Consider the following 21,169-nt stretch of genomic DNA (forward strand, 5'->3'; position numbering starts at 1 on the left):
ATTTAATTATTTTATTTGTGAAAAGCAGTTTCTGTGACCCTTCGGTTATTTCAGTCCCGCTTTTCGTTTTACTTCGCTGCGCTAGCGCTTGCTACGTGCTCACTTCAATCGGGTTTAGTTAACAACCCCTATCTTCCTAAAATCCGGGATTATTCCATTAACGTTAATATCACCGTCATTGCGAGGTACGAAGCAATCTTACAACGATAAAAAGAACTAAGCAATAGCTTTAAGATTGCTTCGTACCTCGCAACGACGACCGAAACCCCACCTCAGTTATAATTCTTTGTTCGTATGTATTTGCTCCTCTATCCAAATACCACTTCCAAAGCTTCAAAAATTGCAGTCTTAGCTTTATCTAATTCTACCTGCGTATGTGCAGCACTCACAAAACCCACCTCATAGCCCGATGGACCAAAATAAATTCCTCTGTTTAACAGCTCACGGTGCATGATTTTAAATTTATCCATGCTGGCCGGGTCAATATCTTCCGCTGTTTTAATATCCTTACTAGTAAAGGCGAACCAGAAAATTGATCCTACGGTGAAAATCTTTAATTCGTAGCCCTTTTCACTAATGTGCGATTTTAGCTCGTTCACAAAAGCTTGTGCTTTGGCATTTAACTGTTCGTAAAAACCCTCGCTACTTAAAATTGTTAAAGCCGCTATACCTGCCGCCATAGCCACCGGATTTCCGGAAAGTGTACCGGCTTGGTAAACGCCACCATCTGGAGACACATGTGCCATAATTTCGTTAGAAGCACCGTACATGCCAACAGGCAAACCACCGCCAATAATTTTGCCATAAGTTACAATATCAGGCTTAATACCATAATGAGCCGCAGCACCTTCAAAACCCACTCTAAAGCCAGTAATTACCTCATCAAATATCAATAACGCTGCGTTAGCTTTACAGGTTTCGCTCAAAAATTCAACATATTCCTGATCTTGAATTAATAAGCCATTATTGGCAGGAATTCCTTCAATAATTACCGCAGCAACATCACCTTTAAACTGTGCAAAAGCTTCAGTTACGGCATTTTTATCGTTTAAAGCAATTACAATAGTTTCATCAGCAAACGCCTTTGGCACACCAGCAGAAGATGTTTCGCCGAATGTAACCAATCCCGAACCTGCTTTTACCAAAAGTGAATCGCTGTGACCATGATAACAACCTTCAAATTTGATGATTTTATTTTTTCCGGTATAACCTCTAGCTAAACGGATAGCCGACATTACTGCTTCTGTACCAGAGCTTGTAAAACGAATTTTCTCTACAAAACGATTGTTCTTGATGATCAATTCCGCTAACTCATTTTCCAAAGCAGTGGGTGCACCGAAACTCATACCATTTTGCATCACCTCGGTCACTTTCTCTCTAATTTCGGCGTTGTTATGTCCTAAAATTAGCGGTCCCCAGCTGGCACAAAAATCAATAAACTGATTACCATCAGCATCCCAAATGTAAGGCCCATCTCCTTTTTGTATAAACAAAGGTGTACCGTAAACAGATTTGAAAGCTCGTACCGGAGAGTTTACCCCTCCAGGAAAGTAAGTTTTAGATTTTTCGTATAGTTCTGCCGATTTGGCTCTTGATATATCTTGCATTTTTATTAGTGGTTAGGCATTAGGAGTTAGGAGTTAGGGATTTTAACTGACACCTAATCCCTGGCTCCTAATTCCTTTAAATCCAATTATTCTCTACAATATCTCTAATGTGGTAAGTTGTAATAATACTTGCACCAGCTCTAGCAAATGCATACATCGTTTCCATTACCACTTTTTGTTCGTCTATCCAGCCTTTCTCTGCAGCAGCCTTAATCATCGAGTATTCGCCCGAAACATTGTAAACTGCAATAGGCAACTTGGTATTTTGCTTTAACCTAGCAATTACATCTAGGTAAGCTAAACCTGGTTTCACCATTAGTACATCGGCGCCTTCCGCTTCATCTAGCAAAGCTTCCCGTACGGCCTCATCAGGATTACGAAAGTCCATTTGGTAGGCTTTCCTATCACCTTTACTAGGTGCACAATCTGCAGCTTCCCTAAAAGGCCCATAGTATGCAGAAGCAAACTTAGTTGCATGACTCATTACTGCCACATTTTCAAATCCGTTAGTATCAAGCTTTTCACGGATCGCCGCAACCCTTCCATCCATCATGTCGGACGGAGCAAGCATATCAGCGCCAGCTTCCGAATGGTTTAACGCCATTTTAGCAATCAACTCTACTGTGGCATCATTTTGTACATAATCATTATGCATGATACCGCAATGGCCATGGTTGGTATACGAGCAAACACAAACGTCAGTAACAATGTACAAATCGTCACCAAATTGCTTTTTCAGCTCCCTAACCGTAACTGGCACTAACGAATTGCTATCATAAGCCGATTTGGCATCTTCACTTTTTTCATCACCTACACCAAATAGCATAATTTTATTAACGCCCAACGCAAGTCCTTTTTCTACATCTTTCAACAAAGTATCAGTAGAAAAGTGGCTGATACCAGGCATGGCATCAATTTGATGGGTGACATTTTTGCCTGGCACTACAAAATATGGGTAAACGAACATATCCTTCGATAATTTCGTTTCGGCAACCATCTCCCTTACTATTGGATTTTTTCTGAGCCTACGTGGTCTATGCATAATTAGTATCGAGATTTTAGTATCAAGTATCAAGACTTGCTAATTTTATTTTTTTCTTTTATGAAAAGCGCCTACGTTGCAGTAATTCAATTCAGTCCCGCTATTCGTTTCATCTTTTTGTTGTCACCAGCTTTCATTTCTGTCGTGCTGAGTTTATCGAAGCATCTAATCAAAAACCAATCCTTCGACTACTTGTCCCGACAATTCGGGAAGCTCAGGATGACACCAACAAAAAGGATTTCACTTCTATCGGGTTTATCGTACAATATTTCTGCTTTCTACGCAAATTGTAAAGTACAAAAATGCAAAGACAGAAGCATTATTGTTTGATACTTCTGTCATTTGTAAAGTCTTTACCTTGGGTTAACAATTTATTTAGATTCTTCGCTGAGCTAAGAATAATAGCCGAGTACATCTAATTGATGAAGCTGGGAAAAAACTTATTTCAGTTCGACACCAAACACTGCCTCTGCCAAGCCAATTTCATCAGGCGAATAAGGCAATGTATACTTCACGCCCATCTCATCAAATTTCTTACCTGTTGAGTTTCCTATGGCAATTACTTTTTGCTCTGGCTCTAGTAAGTTATCCGCAAAATATGCATCAACATTGCTTGGACTGGTAAACACCAATACCTCTGCCGACGAACCATCCACCTCTTCTTCAATCACGGTTTCGTAAATTGGCAAATCTATAATTTTAGTACTTGGCGTAAGGTATTTTTGCATCGTTAACAATGAATCCTGAGCACGAGGGAAAACCACGGTTTGCCCATCTACCAATTTGGCAAAGTCATGCGCTACCTCTTCAATCTCACCACCTTCGCCAACAAAATCAGCGAGGTGTCCAAATTTACGAAGCGAATCTTCCGAACCTCTGCCAACAACGCCAAATTTCACTTTTTTAGGCAGCACAGCATTCAACTTAAAAAAGTATTCTACGCCATTTCTGCTGCTGAAGAAAATCCAGTCGGCATTTTTAAGGAAAAAGTCATCCAGTTTATTTACAATTGGAAACGTACGAATCAACGAACGACCATCTATTTCAATTTGCTGTTTTTCTAAAGCCTTACGGAAGTAACTATTTTCACCTACTTCTCTGGAAATAAACACTTTAGAAGGTTTTTTACGCTCAGCAGCAAATTTTGCAACAATTTTTTCTGCCAAACCTTCTGTTGAAGGAACTCTCAAGAACAATCGATCAGGAAAATCCTCAGCGGTTGCAGCTTTAGAAGTCCAAACTTCAAATTCATCATCCTCCTTTTTACAGAAACAGCCTAATGGCATGTGGCAGCCACCTTCAAATAGGTTAAGCACCTTACGTTCTACTTCAATAGCTTCAACAACAGCAGCATTATTTATCTTTTGCAGCTCATTAAAAAGCTCGGTATCATTTTCCCTAATCTGTATTGCCAATGCGCCTTGGGCAGGTGCAGGAACAATTTCGGTAGGATCAATCACTTCTACGTGGAATTCGCTCAAATCTAAACCTAAACGATTTACACCAGCTTTTGCCAACACAATAGCATCATAATCTTCATCACGTAATTTTTGGATACGTGTTGGAACGTTACCACGTAAATCTTCGATATTTAAATCGGGGCGTAGCGCTAACAGTTGTGCCTTACGACGATTGGAAGATGTACCCACCATCGCTCCTTTTTTCAACGAAAGCTTATGGCTTACATCCACACAATCTTTTAAAATTAGCAACAGCTCCGAGGGATCTTCACGTTCAGGTACTGCAGCAATAATTAAACCCGGTGGATTTGTTGTTGGTAAATCTTTATGAGAGTGCACAGCAATATCAATAGTGCCATTGATTAGCTCCTCTTCCAGTTCCTTTGTGAAAAAACCTTTCCCTTCCAACTTATCCAACCTTAGGTTAAGGATTTTATCGCCCTGCGTTTTAATGATTTTAAGCTCAGCTTCAATGCCTATGCTTGCTAATCTATCTTTGGTGTAATTGGCTTGCCAAAGGGCTAAATCACTGCCACGTGTCCCGATAATTACTTTCTTCACTTTATAATAAGATTTTGCGCTAAATTAAGAAAATTTGATGATGTGCGAAGGTGATAATTTGATGATTAGTATAGAACTTATCTTCAGACTAACCAACTTTTCTGACTTACCGACTACTAACTATTCTTAACCAAAATTTCTTTGGCCATCACCATTGGAACGCTGATGTATTTTTTTTCCATGTAGCTAATCACCTGTTGCAATACCGCTTTTGCCTCATCATCAAGTGCATTAATTTCATCGGCAAACACAGTGTTAACCGCTTTCTCTTTAATTTCCTTGATTTTTTTTGGCACTTCGCTCATAGCCAACTCTATCCTACGCTGGCGTAACACCAGTTCAAATTCTTTGATATTTTCCTCGATGATGTGCTCGGCATGCACCAACTCATCATAACGTTCCTGAATATTTTTACGAGCAATCTCTTTTAAAGATTCGACCTCAATATAGTGGATTGGGAAATTTTCTCTTACTTCTAAGGCTGTATCATTAGGAATAGCTAAATCCACGATTACTTTTTTACCGGTTTCACCGTTTAACAAGCTTTCGTAAATCTCTCTGGTAATTACTGGCTCGGTGGCTCCTGTACAGGTTACAATCACATCAAAACCCTGCTTGTAAGTAGCCAAAGCTTCTAACGAAAATGCTTTACCATTAAGCTCTGCAGCTAAGGTTTCAGCCTTTTCAAGTGTGCGATTAAACACCGAAAAATTAGAGTATTTATGTTTTTTTAAATACTGTGCGATGCTGTTATTAGTTTCGCCTGCACCAATGATGAGCAAACGAGAATTGCCACACATATTTAACTCACGTAACTTCCTGTAAGCTAAAGAAACTACAGAAACTGGATTTCTAGAGATGTTGGTGTGCGTATAAACTTCTTTCGCCGTTTTCACCACCCTGTTCATGATCATACGCATGTAATCGCCAGTAAATCCCGCTTTTTGGCAGGCTTCATAAGCTTTACGTACTTGCGCTAAAATCTCTTTCTCGCCAACCACTAGGCTTTCCAATGAACATGAAGTACGTAACAGGTGATTAAACGCCTCTACCTTTTCGTAAGTAGATACATTATTAATGAAGTTTTCCATGTACTCTTCTGGCAAACCCATATCCAGCACATGTAGAAATTTAGAAATAAAGGCTTTATTTAATTCAGATGCAGCGGTAAAGATAAACTCAACCCTGTTACAAGTGCCAACATAAAATATCTCTTTGATATTTAACTCAGACTGGACATTACGCAACCTATCATCCAACGTTTGCTCACAGATAACCAATTTACCCAAAGATTTCAGGTCAATTTGTTGATGTGTAAATGCAATAATCTTTAAATATTCCAAAATGGTTAGCCTCTATTATTTAAGCGCAACAAAAGTAATAAGCACTGTGGTTTTATCTGTCATTGAGCTGTAATTTAGGCTAATTTAGAACGGTTTTAAATTATCAAAGCTTTTCAACAAAACATGAAATTAAGGTTCGACACGCAGCTTTGCAAGCTTAATTTATTACAAATTTCTATAATTTTACGTTTATTGGAAACAAAAGCAACGGCGGCTTGTCATCAATTGATATCATTTAATTGAGATAATACAGTTGTTGGATAAAATTCTATTGAAGAAATAGTTGATATGGTACATCAAGAACAATTTTCATTAGTTGGCGCCGCCGGCAAACCTATTTACGGCGACTTAAGCTACGATCCTCAAAACAGCAATATGCCCTTGGTAATATTTGTACATGGGTTTAAGGGATTTAAGGACTGGGGAGCGCATGATTTAGTAGCGAAATATTTTGTTCAAAATGGTTACCGCTACCTCAAGTTTAATTTTTCACATAGTGGCGTCATTGCTGACAACCCAAGCGATGTAACTGACATGGAAACCTTTGCCGATAATACCTTCAGCAAGGAAATGCTAGACTTGGATGTGGTAATTAATCACGCCACCAGTTATTTAGGCGTTGATGAAGTACACTTAATTGGGCACAGCCGTGGCGGCGGATTAAGCATTTTGCAAGCTGCAAATAACCCTTCGGTTAAGAGTTTGATTACTTGGAGTTCTATAGCTGATTTTAGCAGTCTTTGGAAAAAAGAGCAGGAAGACGATTGGCGAAAAACAGGCAAGATTGGTGTTTACAACGCCCGTACCAAAGAAACCATGCCCTTAAATGTAACGCTACTTAACGATTTTGAAACCAACCAGGAAATATTAAACATACTAGCTGCCGCAAAGCGGATTAATATCCCGTGGCTTATTGTGCAAGGCGATGAAGATGTGAATGTTCCCTTTTCCACTGCTGAGCAGCTGACTAACGCAAATCCAGCAAGTAGGTTAGTAAAAATTGCTGGCGCCAATCATGTTTATGGTGTCACACATCCCTACAGAAGTGATACCTTACCTGCACAACTGTTTGAAGTTTGCGAAAAAAGCTTGAAGTTTTTAGCGCATAATTTTAAGTAGATTAGCTGGATGAAAAACCACTTCATTTACCTATTAATTGGTGTTACTTTGCTTTCCTGTAATACCAAACCGAAAACATCTTCTCAAAAGAAAGATATTCAACACACAGCGTATACGCCGCTGATGATGAAACCAGTTAGCGGGGCTGACACTACAATTGACATGGATGTTGACGCGACAGAAAATGACTATGCGTTTTACGATATTATTGTTGCCGATACGGGAACGAATTATCAGCAGTTACAGCGACAAATGCTAGTATTAAAGGACAAATTGCAAGTTGATATTGACACTATGGGTAGATATTATGACAATAAGCAAAAGAAAATTATCCTACCAAAAACGGATAGCGATGAAATATATGCAGGTGAATATTTCCCCAGAAGAATTGTTTCCTCTACACTAAGCATTGAGTATTTAAACCAATATAAAAAGGATGCCAAACCAAAGACATTAGCGATTATCAGTGGAATTTTTGATGATGCGAAATTAGCAGATAGTGCCTTAAGTGCAGCAAAAAAATGCAGTGCTAATGCGTTTAAGATGAACACAAAACTGTATGTAGGTTGTATGCACTAAAATAAAAATATGCATTTTTTTCAACGACAAATATCACTTCGAGCCCGCAGCCGCGGTTTTCACTTGGTTACCGAGGAGGTACTCCAATCAATTCCGGAAGTTAAAAACATTAATGTAGGAATGCTACAAGTTTTTATCCAACATACTTCGGCTTCGCTAACCATTAATGAAAATGCTGACCCAACGGTACGCCTAGATTTTGAAACTTGGATGAACAAAGCCGTTCCAGAAAGAGATCCCGATTACCAACATGACTATGAAGGTGATGATGACATGCCGGCACACATTAAATCATCCTTAATGGGAGCTTCGGTTTTGATCCCGATAACTAATGGCAAATTAAATTTAGGTACTTGGCAAGGGATTTACCTTTGTGAGCATCGCAACCATGGCGGCAGCAGACGGGTAGTGATAAGCGCTTGGGGAAGTTAATGTGCTATACCAGTTGCAAACATTTAAGCGCCTGCTGTTTGTAATTTCTTCCTATAGGCAACTCTTTTCCCAAAACTTCAACGGCATGGGCATAATAGCTTTCTACCTTGTTTGTGGCTACAATAAAAGACTTGTGTATCCTACAAAATTGATCTTCGGGCAACAATTCTTCCAAAATTGAAATTTTCTGTTTACTGATGAGCACTTTATCTAATAAAACCACTTTCACATAATCTCTAATGCTCTCTATCCAATAAATATCTTTAACATTAACTTTTACCGTTTTTCTATCAACTTTTAAGTACAAAAATTTATTGACATCATTATGGTAACTACTTTCTGGAAAAATGGCGGCTTGTTTTTTAGCACCCATTGAGGTAAGTACTTTATCCATTGCCTTTAAAAACCTGTTGAAGGAGATTGGTTTCACTAAATAATCAACCGCATCCAGTTCAAAACCTTCCACTGCATATTCGGTAAAAGCTGTAGTAAATATTACTTTAGGTGGATTTTTTAAGCTTTTTAGCAGCTCCACGCCGTTAATCCCCGGCATTTTCACATCCAAAAACATCAAATCAATTCCTTTTCGTTGCAGGCAATGGAAAGCACTAATACCGTCCTTACAAGTTTCCACCACGTCCACTTCCGGAAAATTTTCTAAATACTTTGCAATTACCTCAATAGCATGCGGTTCATCATCAACAATAAGGGCCTTAATTTTCATTATTATAGCACTTTTTTAAGTAAATCGATTTTTAATATCACTACAAACATTTCCTCTTCATCAAAAATTTTAAGCTGGTGTGCCTTTGGATAAATTAAATCTAACCGTTTCTTCAAATTATCAAGTCCTATACTGCCCTGCCTAGGCTCCCCAAAATATTGCTCAGGTTTACTGTTATTGAGTTTAAAGGTAAGTAGGTTATCATCTACTTTCAGCTCCATATTAATCCAGGCCTGTCCAACTTTTTCGCCAGCTCCGTGTTTAAAAGCGTTTTCAACCAAGGGCAGTAACAGCAAGGGAGCAATTTGCAAATCATCCAAATTACCTTCTACCGAAAAATTAAAATCTAAACGTTCTTCGTAACGCATCCGCTCCAGCAGGGCAAAGTTCTCCAACATTTCCACATCCTTTTTTAGCGGCACACTTTCTACATCGCATTCATAAAGCATGTACCTTAAAATCTCTGAAAGCCCTAAAACTATTTCTGGTGATTTTGGCGAATTATTAAGCGTTAAAGCGTACAGGTTATTCAGCGTGTTAAACAAAAAATGCGGATGTACCTGTGCTTTTAACAAATGAAGTTCGGCCTGTAAAGCAGCATTGTGACGTTGATACCACGACTGAAAAAACTTGATGGCAATGGCTAGCCAAACCAACAAATTAGTGCCCCTGAAAGCATTGAGGTAATAAACCATGTTTGAAAAGCGCTCCCAAAATGAGCCTCTCACTTTCGGCCAGCCATTATAACCCAAGCTTTTCAAATAGCCATCTAACTGCGGTTCCACTAAAAAAATATCAAAAATCCTAGTTAATGCTGGCATTATAGCAGCAAATACTAAAAGCACTATTGCAAACTGTAAATATTTTCTGGTAATGAGATAACGTGGGATAATAAAATAGGCAACGGTGTAGAAGTAAATCATGTGTATTGGCAGCAGCATTAAATTCACTTTTAGTGCCATTAAAATACTTTGCTTTTCGTAACCGTACACAAAAGCAGTAAGCAGCCAAGCCATTATCCAAAAAGCGGCATGCTGCGCTACCCGTTGTCGTACACTCCTTTGCACCTGATAATCCTTGAAATTTTGCATTGATCAAAAATACATTTACTAGCCCAATCTTTAGCTAATTTAAGGATAAACAACATCGAATTAACGACAAACAACACTCCAAAGCACACCAGACTTAACTCGTTGGCTACAAACGTATTTTATGAGATAATAGATGCTCATCATCTTCTTAATTATTCCATATAGCTATATCGCTTGCTTACAAAAAAATAAGCTATGAAATTGCTCTAAATAAACACCGAAAATGAAAAAGATAACCTTTACTATTTTGCTAATAATGGCTCTAGGAGTTTTAGCAAAAGCTCAAATACCAACAACTGAACCGACAACCTTTGCCAACTGGGTAATAGAAAGTAACATTAAAACTCCTAAAAAGGCAACGGTGAAATTTTATAACTGTAGGCAACAACTTATTTATCAGGAAGAGATTGTGGGCCTTAAATTAAAAGTTAAAAACAAAAAAGTTGTTGAAAAGCTAAACGCAGTATTGAATCAATTAGTAGCCGAGGGCAACAACTCCGTTTCAGCAAATTTGGTTACTGCAAAACTTAATAAAAAACAATTTTAAAACAAAAACGGAGGGGGCGAGCACAAGCAATCTATTGTTTAATGAATTAAATGCGATAGTTTAAAAATACCACCAGCTTATCGCTCCCTTTTTTATTCCCTTTCAATCCAATTGCCATCCTCTCGGATAATTCCAATTAGTTCGTCAATGGCATCAGCTGTTTTAACGTTTTTCTTTACCACTTCCTGTCCGCGGTAAAGTGTAATTTTATCTATCCCCGCACCTACGTATCCGTAATCTGCATCGGCCATTTCGCCAGGGCCATTTACAATACAGCCCATAATACCAATTTTAATTCCTTTAAGATGCGATGTACGTGATCTTATGGCTTGTGTCGTTTCTTGCAAATCAAACAAGGTCCGCCCGCAGCTTGGGCAAGAGATATACTCAGTTTTTGAGATACGGGTTCGGGTAGCCTGCAAAATTCCGAATGACGTTGAGTTAATGGTTTCCAAAGCAATGCCGTTTGCTTTAAGCCAAACACCATCGCCAAAACCATCCAACAGCAGCCCACCCAAATCAGTTGAGCTGTATAATTGAAAATCCTCTACATTAATTTCTCCAAAATTGCGTTCAATTAGCACTGGGATTTTTATTCCGGCTTCTAATAATTTCACAAAAGCTAAGCGAATCGTTTGCATGGCGTTTTCCTTTTCTGTAGTCAATACTAAAACTACATTGTGCAAATTTCGCAACTGTTCTACGGATAGCTCCTCAGCTTTCACCTTTACAAAATTCAATCGTTCATCCTTAACTGCTGCATTTAAAAAATCTGCTATATCAAATAAAGGATGACAATTTTGTTGATCAGTTAGACCTAACCATGTAGCGTAGTTATACAGCTGTTTTAATCCGCCAGGAAATGAAAACGAAGGCAATTGATCCCCTAAATAAACCAAATCACAAGCTTGGTCGGTTAAGTTATATTTATCCAGCAAAGCCGAATATTGGAAACCTACACCATTCAAAATAGCTGGATCTTTGAGGTTTTCTTTTTCCAGATTGATAATTACCCGAGGAACTTGATGACCTCCAAAGTTTTCTATTTCTACCGTATCCCTGCGCTTATACTGGAATGGGTTATAAATAGGTTGGAAACTTGGAAAATTGGAAGGTTGGAAGGATATTGCCTCTTCACTTCGAACCTCGGACTTTGGACTTCCCGACTTCCTTTCGAAGCGTTTAGCCAAAGCTTTAGCTACCGGCGCCTCAAATTCTGGATCTTCCGTTAATGACACCCTAATTGTATCCCCTAGGCCGTCAGCCAATAAAGTTCCAATTCCAACGGCTGATTTGATGCGTCCATCTTCCCCATCTCCTGCTTCAGTAACGCCTAAATGTAAGGGGTAATTCATGCCCTCTTTCACCATTGTTTCTACTAAAAGGCGGTAAGCTTGTACCATTACTTGCGTATTACTCGCTTTCATGGAAATCACCAAATTATAGAAATTCAGGCTTTCGCACATGCGGATAAACTCCATTGCCGACTCGACCATGCCATGTGGGGTATCACCATACCTGCTCATAATACGATCAGAAAGCGAACCGTGGTTGGTACCAATACGCATGGCAGTACCATACTCTTTACAAACTTTAACTAGGGGCGCAAATTTTTGATAAATACGCTCCAGTTCTGCTTCATAAGCAATATCTGTATAATCGATATTCTCGAATTTCTTCTTATCAGCATAGTTACCGGGATTTACACGAACTTTTTCGATTAACCTGGCAGCAACTTCAGCCGCATTTGGCGTAAAATGGATATCGGCAACAAGCGGTACATTATAGCCACGTAAGCGCAGCTCCTTTTTAATATTCGCTAAATTTTCCGCTTCCTTAATACTCGGAGCGGTAATACGCACATACTCGCAACCACTTTCTACCATGCGAATGGTTTGTTCAACGGTACCAATGGTATCCATGGTATCAGTGGTAGTCATAGATTGAATACGGATGGGATGATGCGCACCCATTGGTATATCTCCAATTTTAACTTCACGTGTTACAAACCTACTGTATTCGGTTAAGCTATTGCAATAACCGCCGTTTAACAAAATTGCTTCTTTCTGCATGGTGATACAAAGATAGGTCAAAAGTTGAAAGAGAAAAGTAAAATGTAAAGAGTTGAAATTAGGTAAACAAATTAGATTTTTTTGCTTACAACAATCTTTCTTTAATTACTAATGTGCCAACAATAACATCATGTAAGCATTGTTGTTTTTTATTTAGGAAGCAGTAGAGGTAACCAAAACCAAACGTAAAGTTAGAAATGATTTTGGCGACATTTCTTAGCAGCGCAGCGCCGAAAGTTAATCGTTGACCAAACTCGTTAGTCACTTTAATGTCCATAAGCTTTTTACCGATGCTACCTTGCGTTTTTGAAGCATCGGCAATGCTACAATAAACAAATTTTGTAAAGGGAACTAGGGTGAAAAATGCGGAAACTAATGCTATCCTAGTTTGCTTATCTTCAATAAACAGCACTGCAATAGCTAAAACAATTGCATAAACTACCACAATTAAAAAGTAATCGATTGCCCATGCCATTAACCGCTGGTCAAAACTGGCAAAATACTGTGGCGTATGTTTGGGGGCATTAAAACCGAGCAGTTCTCTTAGTTCCTCCAGCTCATGCGCTTCTTTGTAATCGTCCATACCGGGCTTACGCACAAAAGTATCTGGAAAAATTTCCATTGTTTTGAGCTGCTCCAGGGTGTAAGGCCCATATGGCTTTCCTTTAATAACGATAGTATACAATGCGATGTTAAGATTAAAACGATAAAGTTAAAAGTTAATGCGTTATGAAACAGACATCAAATAAAAAACTTCTAAAAGACTAGGCAATTAGAAGCTTTTACTGTAAAGTTTACTTTTTACTTTTTACTTTTATTTAATAAGTGTCTACCTCAAAACTAGCTAAACCGCCATCCAAATTAATGAATATCTTGTTTTTTGAAGTGTTAAAGTTTGGGGTTTCGTAATAGCCATCGTCTTTTTTAACGAAGCCTTTGAAATCTTTTGATGCTAATCCAGTATGTGTTTTAATGCGACAGCCAGAAGCCTTGGGCACACTTATTTCCACATTAGAAACACCTGTTTTAATTTTCAAATCAGTAATAGGTAATAACTGCCCTACCTTGATTTTTAAATCGGCAGCGCCTCCATCAAAATTTAAAGTTCTGATTTTATATTTTGTTAAGTCAAAATTTAGATCGCCGGCACCAAGTTTCAAGTTCATTTCCCACATGGGCTGAGTATTTAAACGAACGTTTACTTTGCTTGTGCCTGCATTAAACGACCATTTATTTTTACCGTTGCTGCGTGAACTGTTCATTTTGAACGTAAGTGTATTGGTGCTATCGGTGGTTGTTTTGGCTAAGGAGAACTCCCCTTTTCTTTTCACTACCGATGCGTCGAACAAACTATCTGTAGTGTTTTCCAATTTAAACGAAGTACCACCTCCTGACAGGTTCAACACTGTTTTCTTCGCAGAATCAGCCGCCACAAAAGGTTCAGAAAAATGAAACATATTGCCACCTGACATCACTGTGTCAGTAGTAATATCATCATTCCAATCTACATCGGCATCAATATTTTTATCTCTAAAAAAGCCCCACCAAGTATTGTGTGTTGGTTTCTCCTGTCCTTTAACAAACAAAAACGCCAGCGTAATAATTAAGATGGCAAGCGATACAATGCTTCCCGTTTGCGAACCATTCCTGTTGAGCAATAAGTTAACGCCTCCTATAATTAGGAATATCGGCCAAAATCCCCAAACATTTCTCCAGTAAAACTCAATCACATTTAAGTTTTCAAGTAGTAGTACACCACCAATAAAAAGCAGCAATACTCCCCATATAATTCTTTCGTACTTCATTTTAATTTTTGGTTATAATATCCAGATGCTACCCGGATTTGATGATCAATTAGTCTAAATACCGGTACAGTACTAGCTATTTGCCTGTCCTGTTTCAGTAGAAGTGGTTCCTTTGGGTTCTCCACGCTCTCCACGCTCTCCACGCTCCTGGCGCTCTCGTTGTTGCTGTTCTTGCCTACGTTGAGCTTCCTCTGTATCTTTCTTAAAGTTTTCCCACTCGTTTTTACGTTGATTTTTGAAAATCAAGCTAATTCCTAAAGCAACAATAGCAATTGGCCACAACTTATAAATTTTGAAGATGTTGAACCAATGAGGCATAATGTCCATCTGTTTTAAGAAAAAATAAACTCCTAATACCAATAGTACTAAGCCTACTACCGTTTTTCCGGTGTCGTTATTTTTAACAGGCGGCATTTGATCAAATTTATTGGAGCCATCATTATTAGGCGTGTTCCATTTAGTTTGCGCTGCTTTTGGTGTGCTATCGGAAAAAGCCTCAGGAGAGTTAAATACCGATCCGCCCTGAGGTGTGTGTTGTTGGTAAAAATCAGTGAATTTTTTGAATTTCACCGCAGGATCATTATTTACAGGAGCAACAATCCAAAGCACAATGTAGGCTAAAATTCCACTTCCAGCCAAAAATATAGTCGACAGCACAAAAAGCAACCTAACAATAGTTACGTCAATCTGCATGTACTCTGCCAAACCCGAAGCCACACCTGCAATGGTTTTGTCGTGTTCGTTTCTATATAATTTCTTGTTCATTTTATTTCCTTTCTTAAAAATTGAGTGGCGTTAGCACAATCTCATCCACGTTTGCCGCCGCACTTAATTGAAGTGCCATGCTAATCGACCTTGCCACATCTTCAGGTTGTACAAACTTTTCCTTTGCAAGCGTTGTACCTTCCCAAGAAGAGGTATAAGTAGGCCCCGGGATTACCGCCGTTACCTTCACATGATGAGCTGCCAATTCCTTCCTCATTACATCATTAAGACTAAGCATCGCTGCTTTTGTTACACTGTAGCTACCTGCATTTTCAACTGGAGCTTTACTTGCTACCGAACAAATATTAAAAATATGCCCAAATCGTTGCGTTAACATCTGTTTACCAATGCGTTTACCTAAATAATAAGCCGAATTAACGTTCAACAATTGTTGACTTTCAAACACCTCATCATCTTCATCAAAAAATGAACTCGGCACAAATGAGCCCACATTATTTACCAGCACGTGTACATCTTTTGCAAAACCCAAAGCCTTTTCAACAAATGCGATTACCTGAGCCTTCTCGCTAAAATCAACTTTCAATGCCAAAACGTTAACGTTGTAAGCTTTCAGCTCAACTGTAAGTTGTTGCAGCTCCTGTTCGTTTCTAGCGCCGGCTATAATATCGTAGCCATTTTTGGCTAACTCAATAGCTGTTGCCCTGCCAATGCCTTTAGTTGCTCCGGTAATAATTGCTGCTTTCATATTGCTATAACTTTAAATGAGTAAGGCTGATTTATGGTATACGTTACCACGATTAATTTCCTCCTGCAAAAGAGATAATAATATTTTAATGATGAATATTTTTTCAATAATTAGCATAAGCCAGAACATTTTTGTTGTTTCTTTGTATATTATTGAGTTAAATTAAACAAATTGTTTATTAGATGAACTTTACCAATTTTGGCCGCTACATCCTACTGCTAAAAGCTGCTTTCAAAAGGCCCGAAAAATGGAAAATATATATGAAAGCCATCTTTCAACAGATGGAATTTATTGGTGTAGGCTCACTGGGTCTAATCAGTATCATATCTACATTTATTGGCGCTGTAATGACTTTACAGATTGCTTTCCAGTTAGTGAGTGATTTTATACCTAAAACTATCATAGGTTCAGTTAACCGAGATTCCAGCATTTTGGAGCTTAGCCCTACAATCAGCGCAATTGTATTGGCTGGAAAAATCGGCTCTGCCATATCTTCTGAAATTGGAACCATGAGGGTAACTGAACAAATTGATGCCCTAGAAATTATGGGGATCAACGCACCTGGCTACCTTATCTTACCAAAAATTATCGCAGGTATCACTATGGTGCCGGTATTGGTCATTATCTCTATGGTATTAAGTATTACTGGCGGATATTTAGGTGGAACTTTGTCCGGCGCTGTAAGTGCAGCAGAATATATTCAAGGTATTACTACCGATTTTAATCCATTTACCATCACTGTGGCATTGGTTAAAGCTTTTGTATTTGGGTTCATTATTACATCGGTACCTGCCTACGAAGGCTTTTACGTTAAAGGCGGCGCACTAGAAGTAGCTCAAGCAAGTACTAGAGCTGTAGTGGTAAGCTGTATCAGCATTTTAGCATGTGATTATATTGTAACCCAACTTTTATTATGATCGAGATCAAAGACATCCATAAATCGTTTGGGGAAAACGAAGTATTAAAAGGAATTTCGGGAAAATTTGAACCTGGCATCACCAACCTAATTATTGGTGGCTCAGGATCCGGAAAAACTACTTTGCTTAAGTGTATGATTGGCCTACACCATCCAGAACAAGGAAGTGTAGCTTATGATGGAAGGGATTTTACCCAGCTCAATACCGAAGAACGTATTGAGATAAGGAAGGAAATTGGCATGCTTTTTCAAGGTTCAGCTCTTTTTGATTCGATGACGGTAGAAGAAAACATTATGTTTCCACTCAACATGTTCACCGAGCAATCGAGAAGTGAAAAATTGGATAGAGTGAATTTTTGCTTGGAACGAGTAAATCTGGAAGGTAAAAACAAATTATTCCCCGCTGAACTTTCTGGAGGGATGAAAAAACGTGTGGGCATTGCCCGTGCCATTGCCATGAACCCAAAATACTTGTTTTGCGATGAGCCCAATTCAGGCTTGGATCCTAAAACCTCCATTGTAATTGATGAATTGATAAAAGAAATTACCGAGGAATACAACACAACAACTATTGTGGTTACCCATGATATGAACTCTGTGATGGGGATTGGCGATTACATTATGTTTTTGCACCAAGGAAAAAAATTCTGGGAAGGTTCTAACAAAGAAATTGCCAAAACTGATATCGAAGAACTGAATGACTTCGTATTTGCTAGCCGTTTTATGAAAGCGGCAAAGGATAAATTTTAATTTCTGTATCTTTGTAGCTTTTACACTGGCAAACTTGAAAATTATGCTGCTAAATTTAGTTATGCGGTATAATTTTTATTAAAAAAAGGTACATGATACAACTGCTTACACCAACCCACTGGAAAGATTACGAATTACTTGATTGCGGCGACTTTGAGAAATTGGAGCGCTTTGGCAACCTGATATTATCTAGACCAGAACCACAAGCAGTTTGGAAAAAAGCGTGGTCAACCGAAGAATGGAGAAAAAAAGCGCATATCACTTTTAGAGGAAGATCAGCTACTAGTGGCGAGTGGTTAAAACACAACAAAAGTGCGCCAGACCGTTGGAATGTAAACTATCAAAATGATGAAGTAAGTATCAATTTACGTTTAGGCTTAACTTCATTTAAGCACGTTGGTGTATTTCCGGAGCAAGCGGTTAATTGGGATTACATTTCTTCATCCATCAAAAAATTCAAAACACCAAGCCCTAAAGTACTTAACCTTTTTGCATATACCGGGGCGGCATCACTCATTGCAAAAGCCGCAGGAGCTGATACTACACACGTAGATTCTATCAAACAAGTGGTAAATTGGGCTAACGAAAATCAAGAACTTTCGAAGCTTAAGGATGTAAGGTGGGTAGTTGAAGATGCCTTGAAATTCGTAAAAAGAGAACTGAAACGAGGCAAAAAATACAATGGTATCATTTTAGATCCTCCTGCATACGGCCATGGTCCAAACGGTGAAAAATGGAAACTGGAAGATCATATCCAAGAAATGATGCAAGATGTGGTGCAATTATTGGATCCCGAGGAACACTTTCTCATTTTGAATACTTATTCGCTTGGATTTTCTTCAGTAATTGTAGAAAACTTGATTAAAACTTCGTTTCCGGAGGTTAAAAATCTGGAAACTGGAGAATTGTTTTTACAGGCTACTTCAGGAGTTAAATTGCCTTTAGGTGTATTCGGCAAGTTCAGGACCTCATAGTTCTTCTTGAGGGCAAATTTCCTGTTAAAAATTTCATTTAGAAGATTTGAGCGCAAAAGAGAAGCCCCCACTTTCATGGAGGCCTTCCCTAAACAAAACAAACTATTATATACTAACTAAACCTTTACGAGTTTAAATGCGTTTCCGCTAAGTGATTACAAAGTTAAAAATTTATTTAGACTAATTATAAATAATTTAATTTTTGAAGATATAATTACAAATAGCTTCAAAACGTTTATTTTAGAAACATATTCCCAAATTGTGCCATTTTGGAGAATATTTGTAGGATAATTATAAGAAGAAGTTGAAAATTCGATAAATATGAGAATAAATAAGATAGCGGGTTTGATCTTGGTAGCTGGGGCTACCATTTGCACATTTACCTACTGTACTAGTGGAGCGAGTGAAAAAAACGAGAAGAAAGCAGGTAAAACAGCCGACTCGACAAGTGCCGATACTCAAGAGCAAGCTGACCTTAAAACACCAGTTGACTCTGCAAAATATAATGAGCTTGTGAAAGCTAATGCCAATGGTGATACTACAGGAAAATGGCCAGTTAAAAACCAGCCAATCCCTTTGGATGGTGCTATACTACCATTTAAACGCATTGTAGTTTATTATGGTAACCTACACTCGAAAAAAATGGGCGCTTTAGGTGAATATGCACCAAAAGAAATGTGGAGCCGTTTGAATGCTGAAATTAAACGTTGGGAAAAAGTTGACCCTAGTACTCCAGTTCAAGCAGGCTTACACTACATTGCGGCTGTTGCCAGTGGTACGCCAGGTAAAGACGGAAAATACATTAACCGTATGCCTAACTCACAAATTGATTCTGTTTTGGCAATAGCGAAAATGCGTCCAAATACCATCGTATTTTTAGATTTACAGGTTGCATTAAGTAACATTAAAGCAGAATTGCCACATATTGAAAAATACTTGCAATTGCCTTATGTTCACTTGGGAATTGATCCAGAATTTTCGATGAAAGATGGTTCTTTACCAGGCAAAAAAATTGGCACTTATGATGCCGCTGATATCAATTACGTATCTGGTTATTTGGCTGATATGGTGAAGAAATTCAATTTACCGCCAAAAGTTTTTGTAGTACACCGTTTCACTAAAAAAATGGTTACTAATTCGCAGAGTATCAAATTACGTCCAGAAGTGCAAATTGTAATGCACATGGATGGCTGGGGCGAACCTGATTTAAAATTAGGTACCTATCGTCATTTCATTTATGGTGAACCAGTTCAGTTTACAGGTTTCAAATTATTTTACAAAAACGATTTGAAAAAAGCACCGAACAGATTGATGACACCAGAAGAATTGATGAAACTAAAACCGCGACCAATCTATATACAATATCAATAAGGCGGATGCCTTGTTGGAACTAGGGCGTTGAAAATTCTTTGTCGCTATTTTGGTTGATAGCGTTTTGAAAGAATTTTTGAACGCCCTTTTTCTTTTAATATGAATTCAGTTTGCAGCTAAATCAAAGCCGTTTTTAATCCAGTTCGGAATAGTTGCAATTAAAATTTTGTTTTAGCATTTGCTGCTAGAAAGTTAGCAGGGCGTGCTGACTAGCCGTATGTAAATCTCTCCAAACTCTATTCAATTCTGTTTCGCGTTTTGCGGCCTCTAAGCCAGCGTAAGGGTATAGGGTATCTACCACTTTTCTTGACTGATGTGCCAGCGACCTACTTAACCTACTTACTTCCCGTAACACACTTTCATCTATGGTTCCATTGGTTATCAATTGGTTCCACGAGGCATCAAATGCTTCATAAAAATGTTCTTTAACTGTACTTATTGTATGTGTACAAGTTGTTAGTTCATTTTTAAAAAATTCAATTTGGCTAGTGTTGTAACGCTTAAAACCAGAGCGGTTGAAAAAAGCATCTGATACCAAATCAATAAAACGCCTAGCCATTCCTAAACTATTTACTGCCAAGGTAGTTTCTGCCAACTGCAAAAAAGGGTAATCAAAACCTTCATCTGCAATTTGAAGTTCGTTGATTTTGAAGGAACGATTTTCCGGCACCAAAATATCCTTCACATCGAAAGCGTGACTACCGGTTGCCACCAATCCAAAATACGACCAGCCGGATTGGATTTCTACTTCATTTCTTTTCAAGATGAAAGATTTAATGATTGGTTCACCACTTTCATCCAGAAAATCTACTCCATCTTCATTTTGAAGCACACAATTTGCCGTAAAAATAGTGGCATGTAAAGCACCACTGGCATATTTCCAATGCCCATTGATGAGGTAGCCATCAGGCAATTTGCGTGCCGTGCCGCCCACTGCCCCGCTACCCGCAAAGCAAACTTTCGGATTTGCGAAAATTTCCTCCGCCAATGCTGGATCTAAAAACCCCGCAAACCAGGCAGCTCCGCTACATAAAGTCACAGTCCAAGCTGTACTCCCATCTACATAAGCTAAGTCTTCCTCTAGACGTAAAATTTCAGGTAGTTTTTTGCCAGGCCCACCATAGGCTTTCGGAACAAATAGCTTAAACCATTGTTGCTCATAGGCAATTGACAAAACATCAGGATGTAATTCTCTCAAGGTCTCAGATTGAGGGGCTAAGTTTAAAATAGCTTCCTGCCAAGTGTGTGTAAGTTGCTTCATGCTAAATGTTGTTGATTGAAAAGTTGGAATGTTGTAAGGTTCGG

At 38.5% G+C, this 21,169-nt stretch carries 20 protein-coding genes; 8 read left to right on the top strand and 12 right to left on the bottom strand.

Annotation, left to right across the window (positions count from 1 at the left end; translation table 11 throughout):
• Positions 1-308 precede the first annotated feature (308 nt).
• The 4 genes from hemL to hemA all read right to left on the bottom strand — a co-directional run bounded on the left by hemL (position 309) and on the right by hemA (position 6,013).
• Complete coding sequence (hemL, locus tag DUT68_RS09270; protein WP_113637788.1) at positions 309-1,607, bottom strand: glutamate-1-semialdehyde 2,1-aminomutase; 1,299 nt, start codon at positions 1,605-1,607, stop codon at positions 309-311.
• A gap of 76 nt (positions 1,608-1,683) precedes the next feature.
• The gene (gene hemB / locus DUT68_RS09275; protein WP_113638111.1) at positions 1,684-2,652 is read right to left on the bottom strand and encodes a porphobilinogen synthase; all 969 of its coding nucleotides are present in this window, start codon (positions 2,650-2,652) and stop codon (positions 1,684-1,686) included.
• 437 nt (positions 2,653-3,089) lie between these two features.
• The gene (gene hemC / locus DUT68_RS09280) at positions 3,090-4,670 is read right to left on the bottom strand and encodes a hydroxymethylbilane synthase (RefSeq protein WP_113637790.1); all 1,581 of its coding nucleotides are present in this window, start codon (positions 4,668-4,670) and stop codon (positions 3,090-3,092) included.
• 116 nt (positions 4,671-4,786) lie between these two features.
• A complete protein-coding gene (hemA, locus tag DUT68_RS09285; RefSeq protein WP_113637792.1) occupies positions 4,787-6,013 on the bottom strand; it encodes a glutamyl-tRNA reductase in 1,227 nt (408 codons plus the stop codon).
• Between the two features lie 288 nt (positions 6,014-6,301).
• Between hemA and DUT68_RS09290 the strand changes: the two genes are divergently transcribed.
• The 3 genes from DUT68_RS09290 to DUT68_RS09300 are packed head-to-tail and all read left to right on the top strand — an operon-like array spanning position 6,302 to position 8,143.
• Complete coding sequence (locus DUT68_RS09290; protein ID WP_113637794.1) at positions 6,302-7,132, top strand: alpha/beta hydrolase family protein; 831 nt, start codon at positions 6,302-6,304, stop codon at positions 7,130-7,132.
• A gap of 9 nt (positions 7,133-7,141) precedes the next feature.
• A complete protein-coding gene (locus DUT68_RS09295) occupies positions 7,142-7,711 on the top strand; it encodes a hypothetical protein (protein ID WP_113637796.1) in 570 nt (189 codons plus the stop codon).
• Between the two features lie 9 nt (positions 7,712-7,720).
• Positions 7,721-8,143 (top strand): secondary thiamine-phosphate synthase enzyme YjbQ, encoded by a 423-nt coding sequence (locus tag DUT68_RS09300; protein ID WP_113637798.1) that lies wholly within the window; start codon positions 7,721-7,723, stop codon positions 8,141-8,143.
• Between the two features lie 4 nt (positions 8,144-8,147).
• On the opposite strand, the gene DUT68_RS09305 is transcribed toward DUT68_RS09300, so the two are convergent.
• Complete coding sequence (locus DUT68_RS09305; RefSeq protein ID WP_113637800.1) at positions 8,148-8,867, bottom strand: LytR/AlgR family response regulator transcription factor; 720 nt, start codon at positions 8,865-8,867, stop codon at positions 8,148-8,150.
• A gap of 2 nt (positions 8,868-8,869) precedes the next feature.
• Entirely contained in the window at positions 8,870-9,958 is a 1,089-nt protein-coding gene (locus tag DUT68_RS09310) for a sensor histidine kinase (RefSeq protein ID WP_113637802.1), read from the bottom strand.
• Between the two features lie 223 nt (positions 9,959-10,181).
• Here DUT68_RS09310 and DUT68_RS09315 point away from each other — a divergent pair, with 223 nt between their 5' ends.
• Complete coding sequence (locus DUT68_RS09315) at positions 10,182-10,505, top strand: hypothetical protein (protein ID WP_157960824.1); 324 nt, start codon at positions 10,182-10,184, stop codon at positions 10,503-10,505.
• Between the two features lie 92 nt (positions 10,506-10,597).
• Here DUT68_RS09315 and ispG read toward each other — a convergent pair whose 3' ends face one another.
• The 5 genes from ispG to DUT68_RS09340 form a co-directional block, all read right to left on the bottom strand.
• Positions 10,598-12,577 carry a (E)-4-hydroxy-3-methylbut-2-enyl-diphosphate synthase gene (gene ispG / locus DUT68_RS09320; protein WP_113637805.1) on the bottom strand — a complete coding sequence of 660 codons (1,980 nt, stop codon included), beginning with the start codon at positions 12,575-12,577 and terminating at the stop codon, positions 10,598-10,600.
• Between the two features lie 85 nt (positions 12,578-12,662).
• On the bottom strand, positions 12,663-13,262 hold the full coding sequence (locus DUT68_RS09325; protein ID WP_262510295.1) for an RDD family protein: 600 nt from the start codon (positions 13,260-13,262) through the stop codon (positions 12,663-12,665).
• 133 nt (positions 13,263-13,395) lie between these two features.
• Positions 13,396-14,382: a LiaF transmembrane domain-containing protein gene (locus tag DUT68_RS09330; RefSeq protein ID WP_113637807.1), complete on the bottom strand. Its 987-nt coding sequence runs from the start codon at positions 14,380-14,382 to the stop codon at positions 13,396-13,398.
• A gap of 72 nt (positions 14,383-14,454) precedes the next feature.
• The gene (locus tag DUT68_RS09335; RefSeq protein ID WP_113637809.1) at positions 14,455-15,147 is read right to left on the bottom strand and encodes a PspC domain-containing protein; all 693 of its coding nucleotides are present in this window, start codon (positions 15,145-15,147) and stop codon (positions 14,455-14,457) included.
• Between the two features lie 13 nt (positions 15,148-15,160).
• Complete coding sequence (locus DUT68_RS09340; protein ID WP_113637811.1) at positions 15,161-15,853, bottom strand: SDR family NAD(P)-dependent oxidoreductase; 693 nt, start codon at positions 15,851-15,853, stop codon at positions 15,161-15,163.
• Between the two features lie 182 nt (positions 15,854-16,035).
• Here DUT68_RS09340 and DUT68_RS09345 point away from each other — a divergent pair, with 182 nt between their 5' ends.
• The 4 genes from DUT68_RS09345 to DUT68_RS09360 all read left to right on the top strand — a co-directional run bounded on the left by DUT68_RS09345 (position 16,036) and on the right by DUT68_RS09360 (position 19,864).
• Positions 16,036-16,770, top strand: a complete 735-nt coding sequence (locus DUT68_RS09345) for an MlaE family ABC transporter permease (protein WP_113637813.1) — start codon at positions 16,036-16,038, stop codon at positions 16,768-16,770.
• A complete protein-coding gene (locus tag DUT68_RS09350; RefSeq protein ID WP_113637815.1) occupies positions 16,767-17,519 on the top strand; it encodes an ABC transporter ATP-binding protein in 753 nt (250 codons plus the stop codon). Before DUT68_RS09345 ends, DUT68_RS09350 begins: the two co-directional genes overlap by 4 nt.
• 92 nt (positions 17,520-17,611) lie before the next feature.
• On the top strand, positions 17,612-18,493 hold the full coding sequence (locus tag DUT68_RS09355; protein WP_113637817.1) for a class I SAM-dependent methyltransferase: 882 nt from the start codon (positions 17,612-17,614) through the stop codon (positions 18,491-18,493).
• A gap of 321 nt (positions 18,494-18,814) precedes the next feature.
• Positions 18,815-19,864, top strand: a complete 1,050-nt coding sequence (locus DUT68_RS09360) for a hypothetical protein (protein WP_113637819.1) — start codon at positions 18,815-18,817, stop codon at positions 19,862-19,864.
• Positions 19,865-20,048: 184 nt separating this feature from the next.
• Here the strand turns inward: DUT68_RS09360 and DUT68_RS09365 are convergent, their stop codons facing one another.
• Positions 20,049-21,125, bottom strand: a complete 1,077-nt coding sequence (locus DUT68_RS09365; RefSeq protein WP_113637821.1) for an acyl-CoA dehydrogenase family protein — start codon at positions 21,123-21,125, stop codon at positions 20,049-20,051.
• Positions 21,126-21,169 lie beyond the last annotated feature (44 nt).

Origin of the sequence: Pedobacter zeaxanthinifaciens (genome assembly GCF_003313335.1) — a bacterium.
GTDB lineage: Bacteria > Bacteroidota > Bacteroidia > Sphingobacteriales > Sphingobacteriaceae > Pedobacter > Pedobacter zeaxanthinifaciens.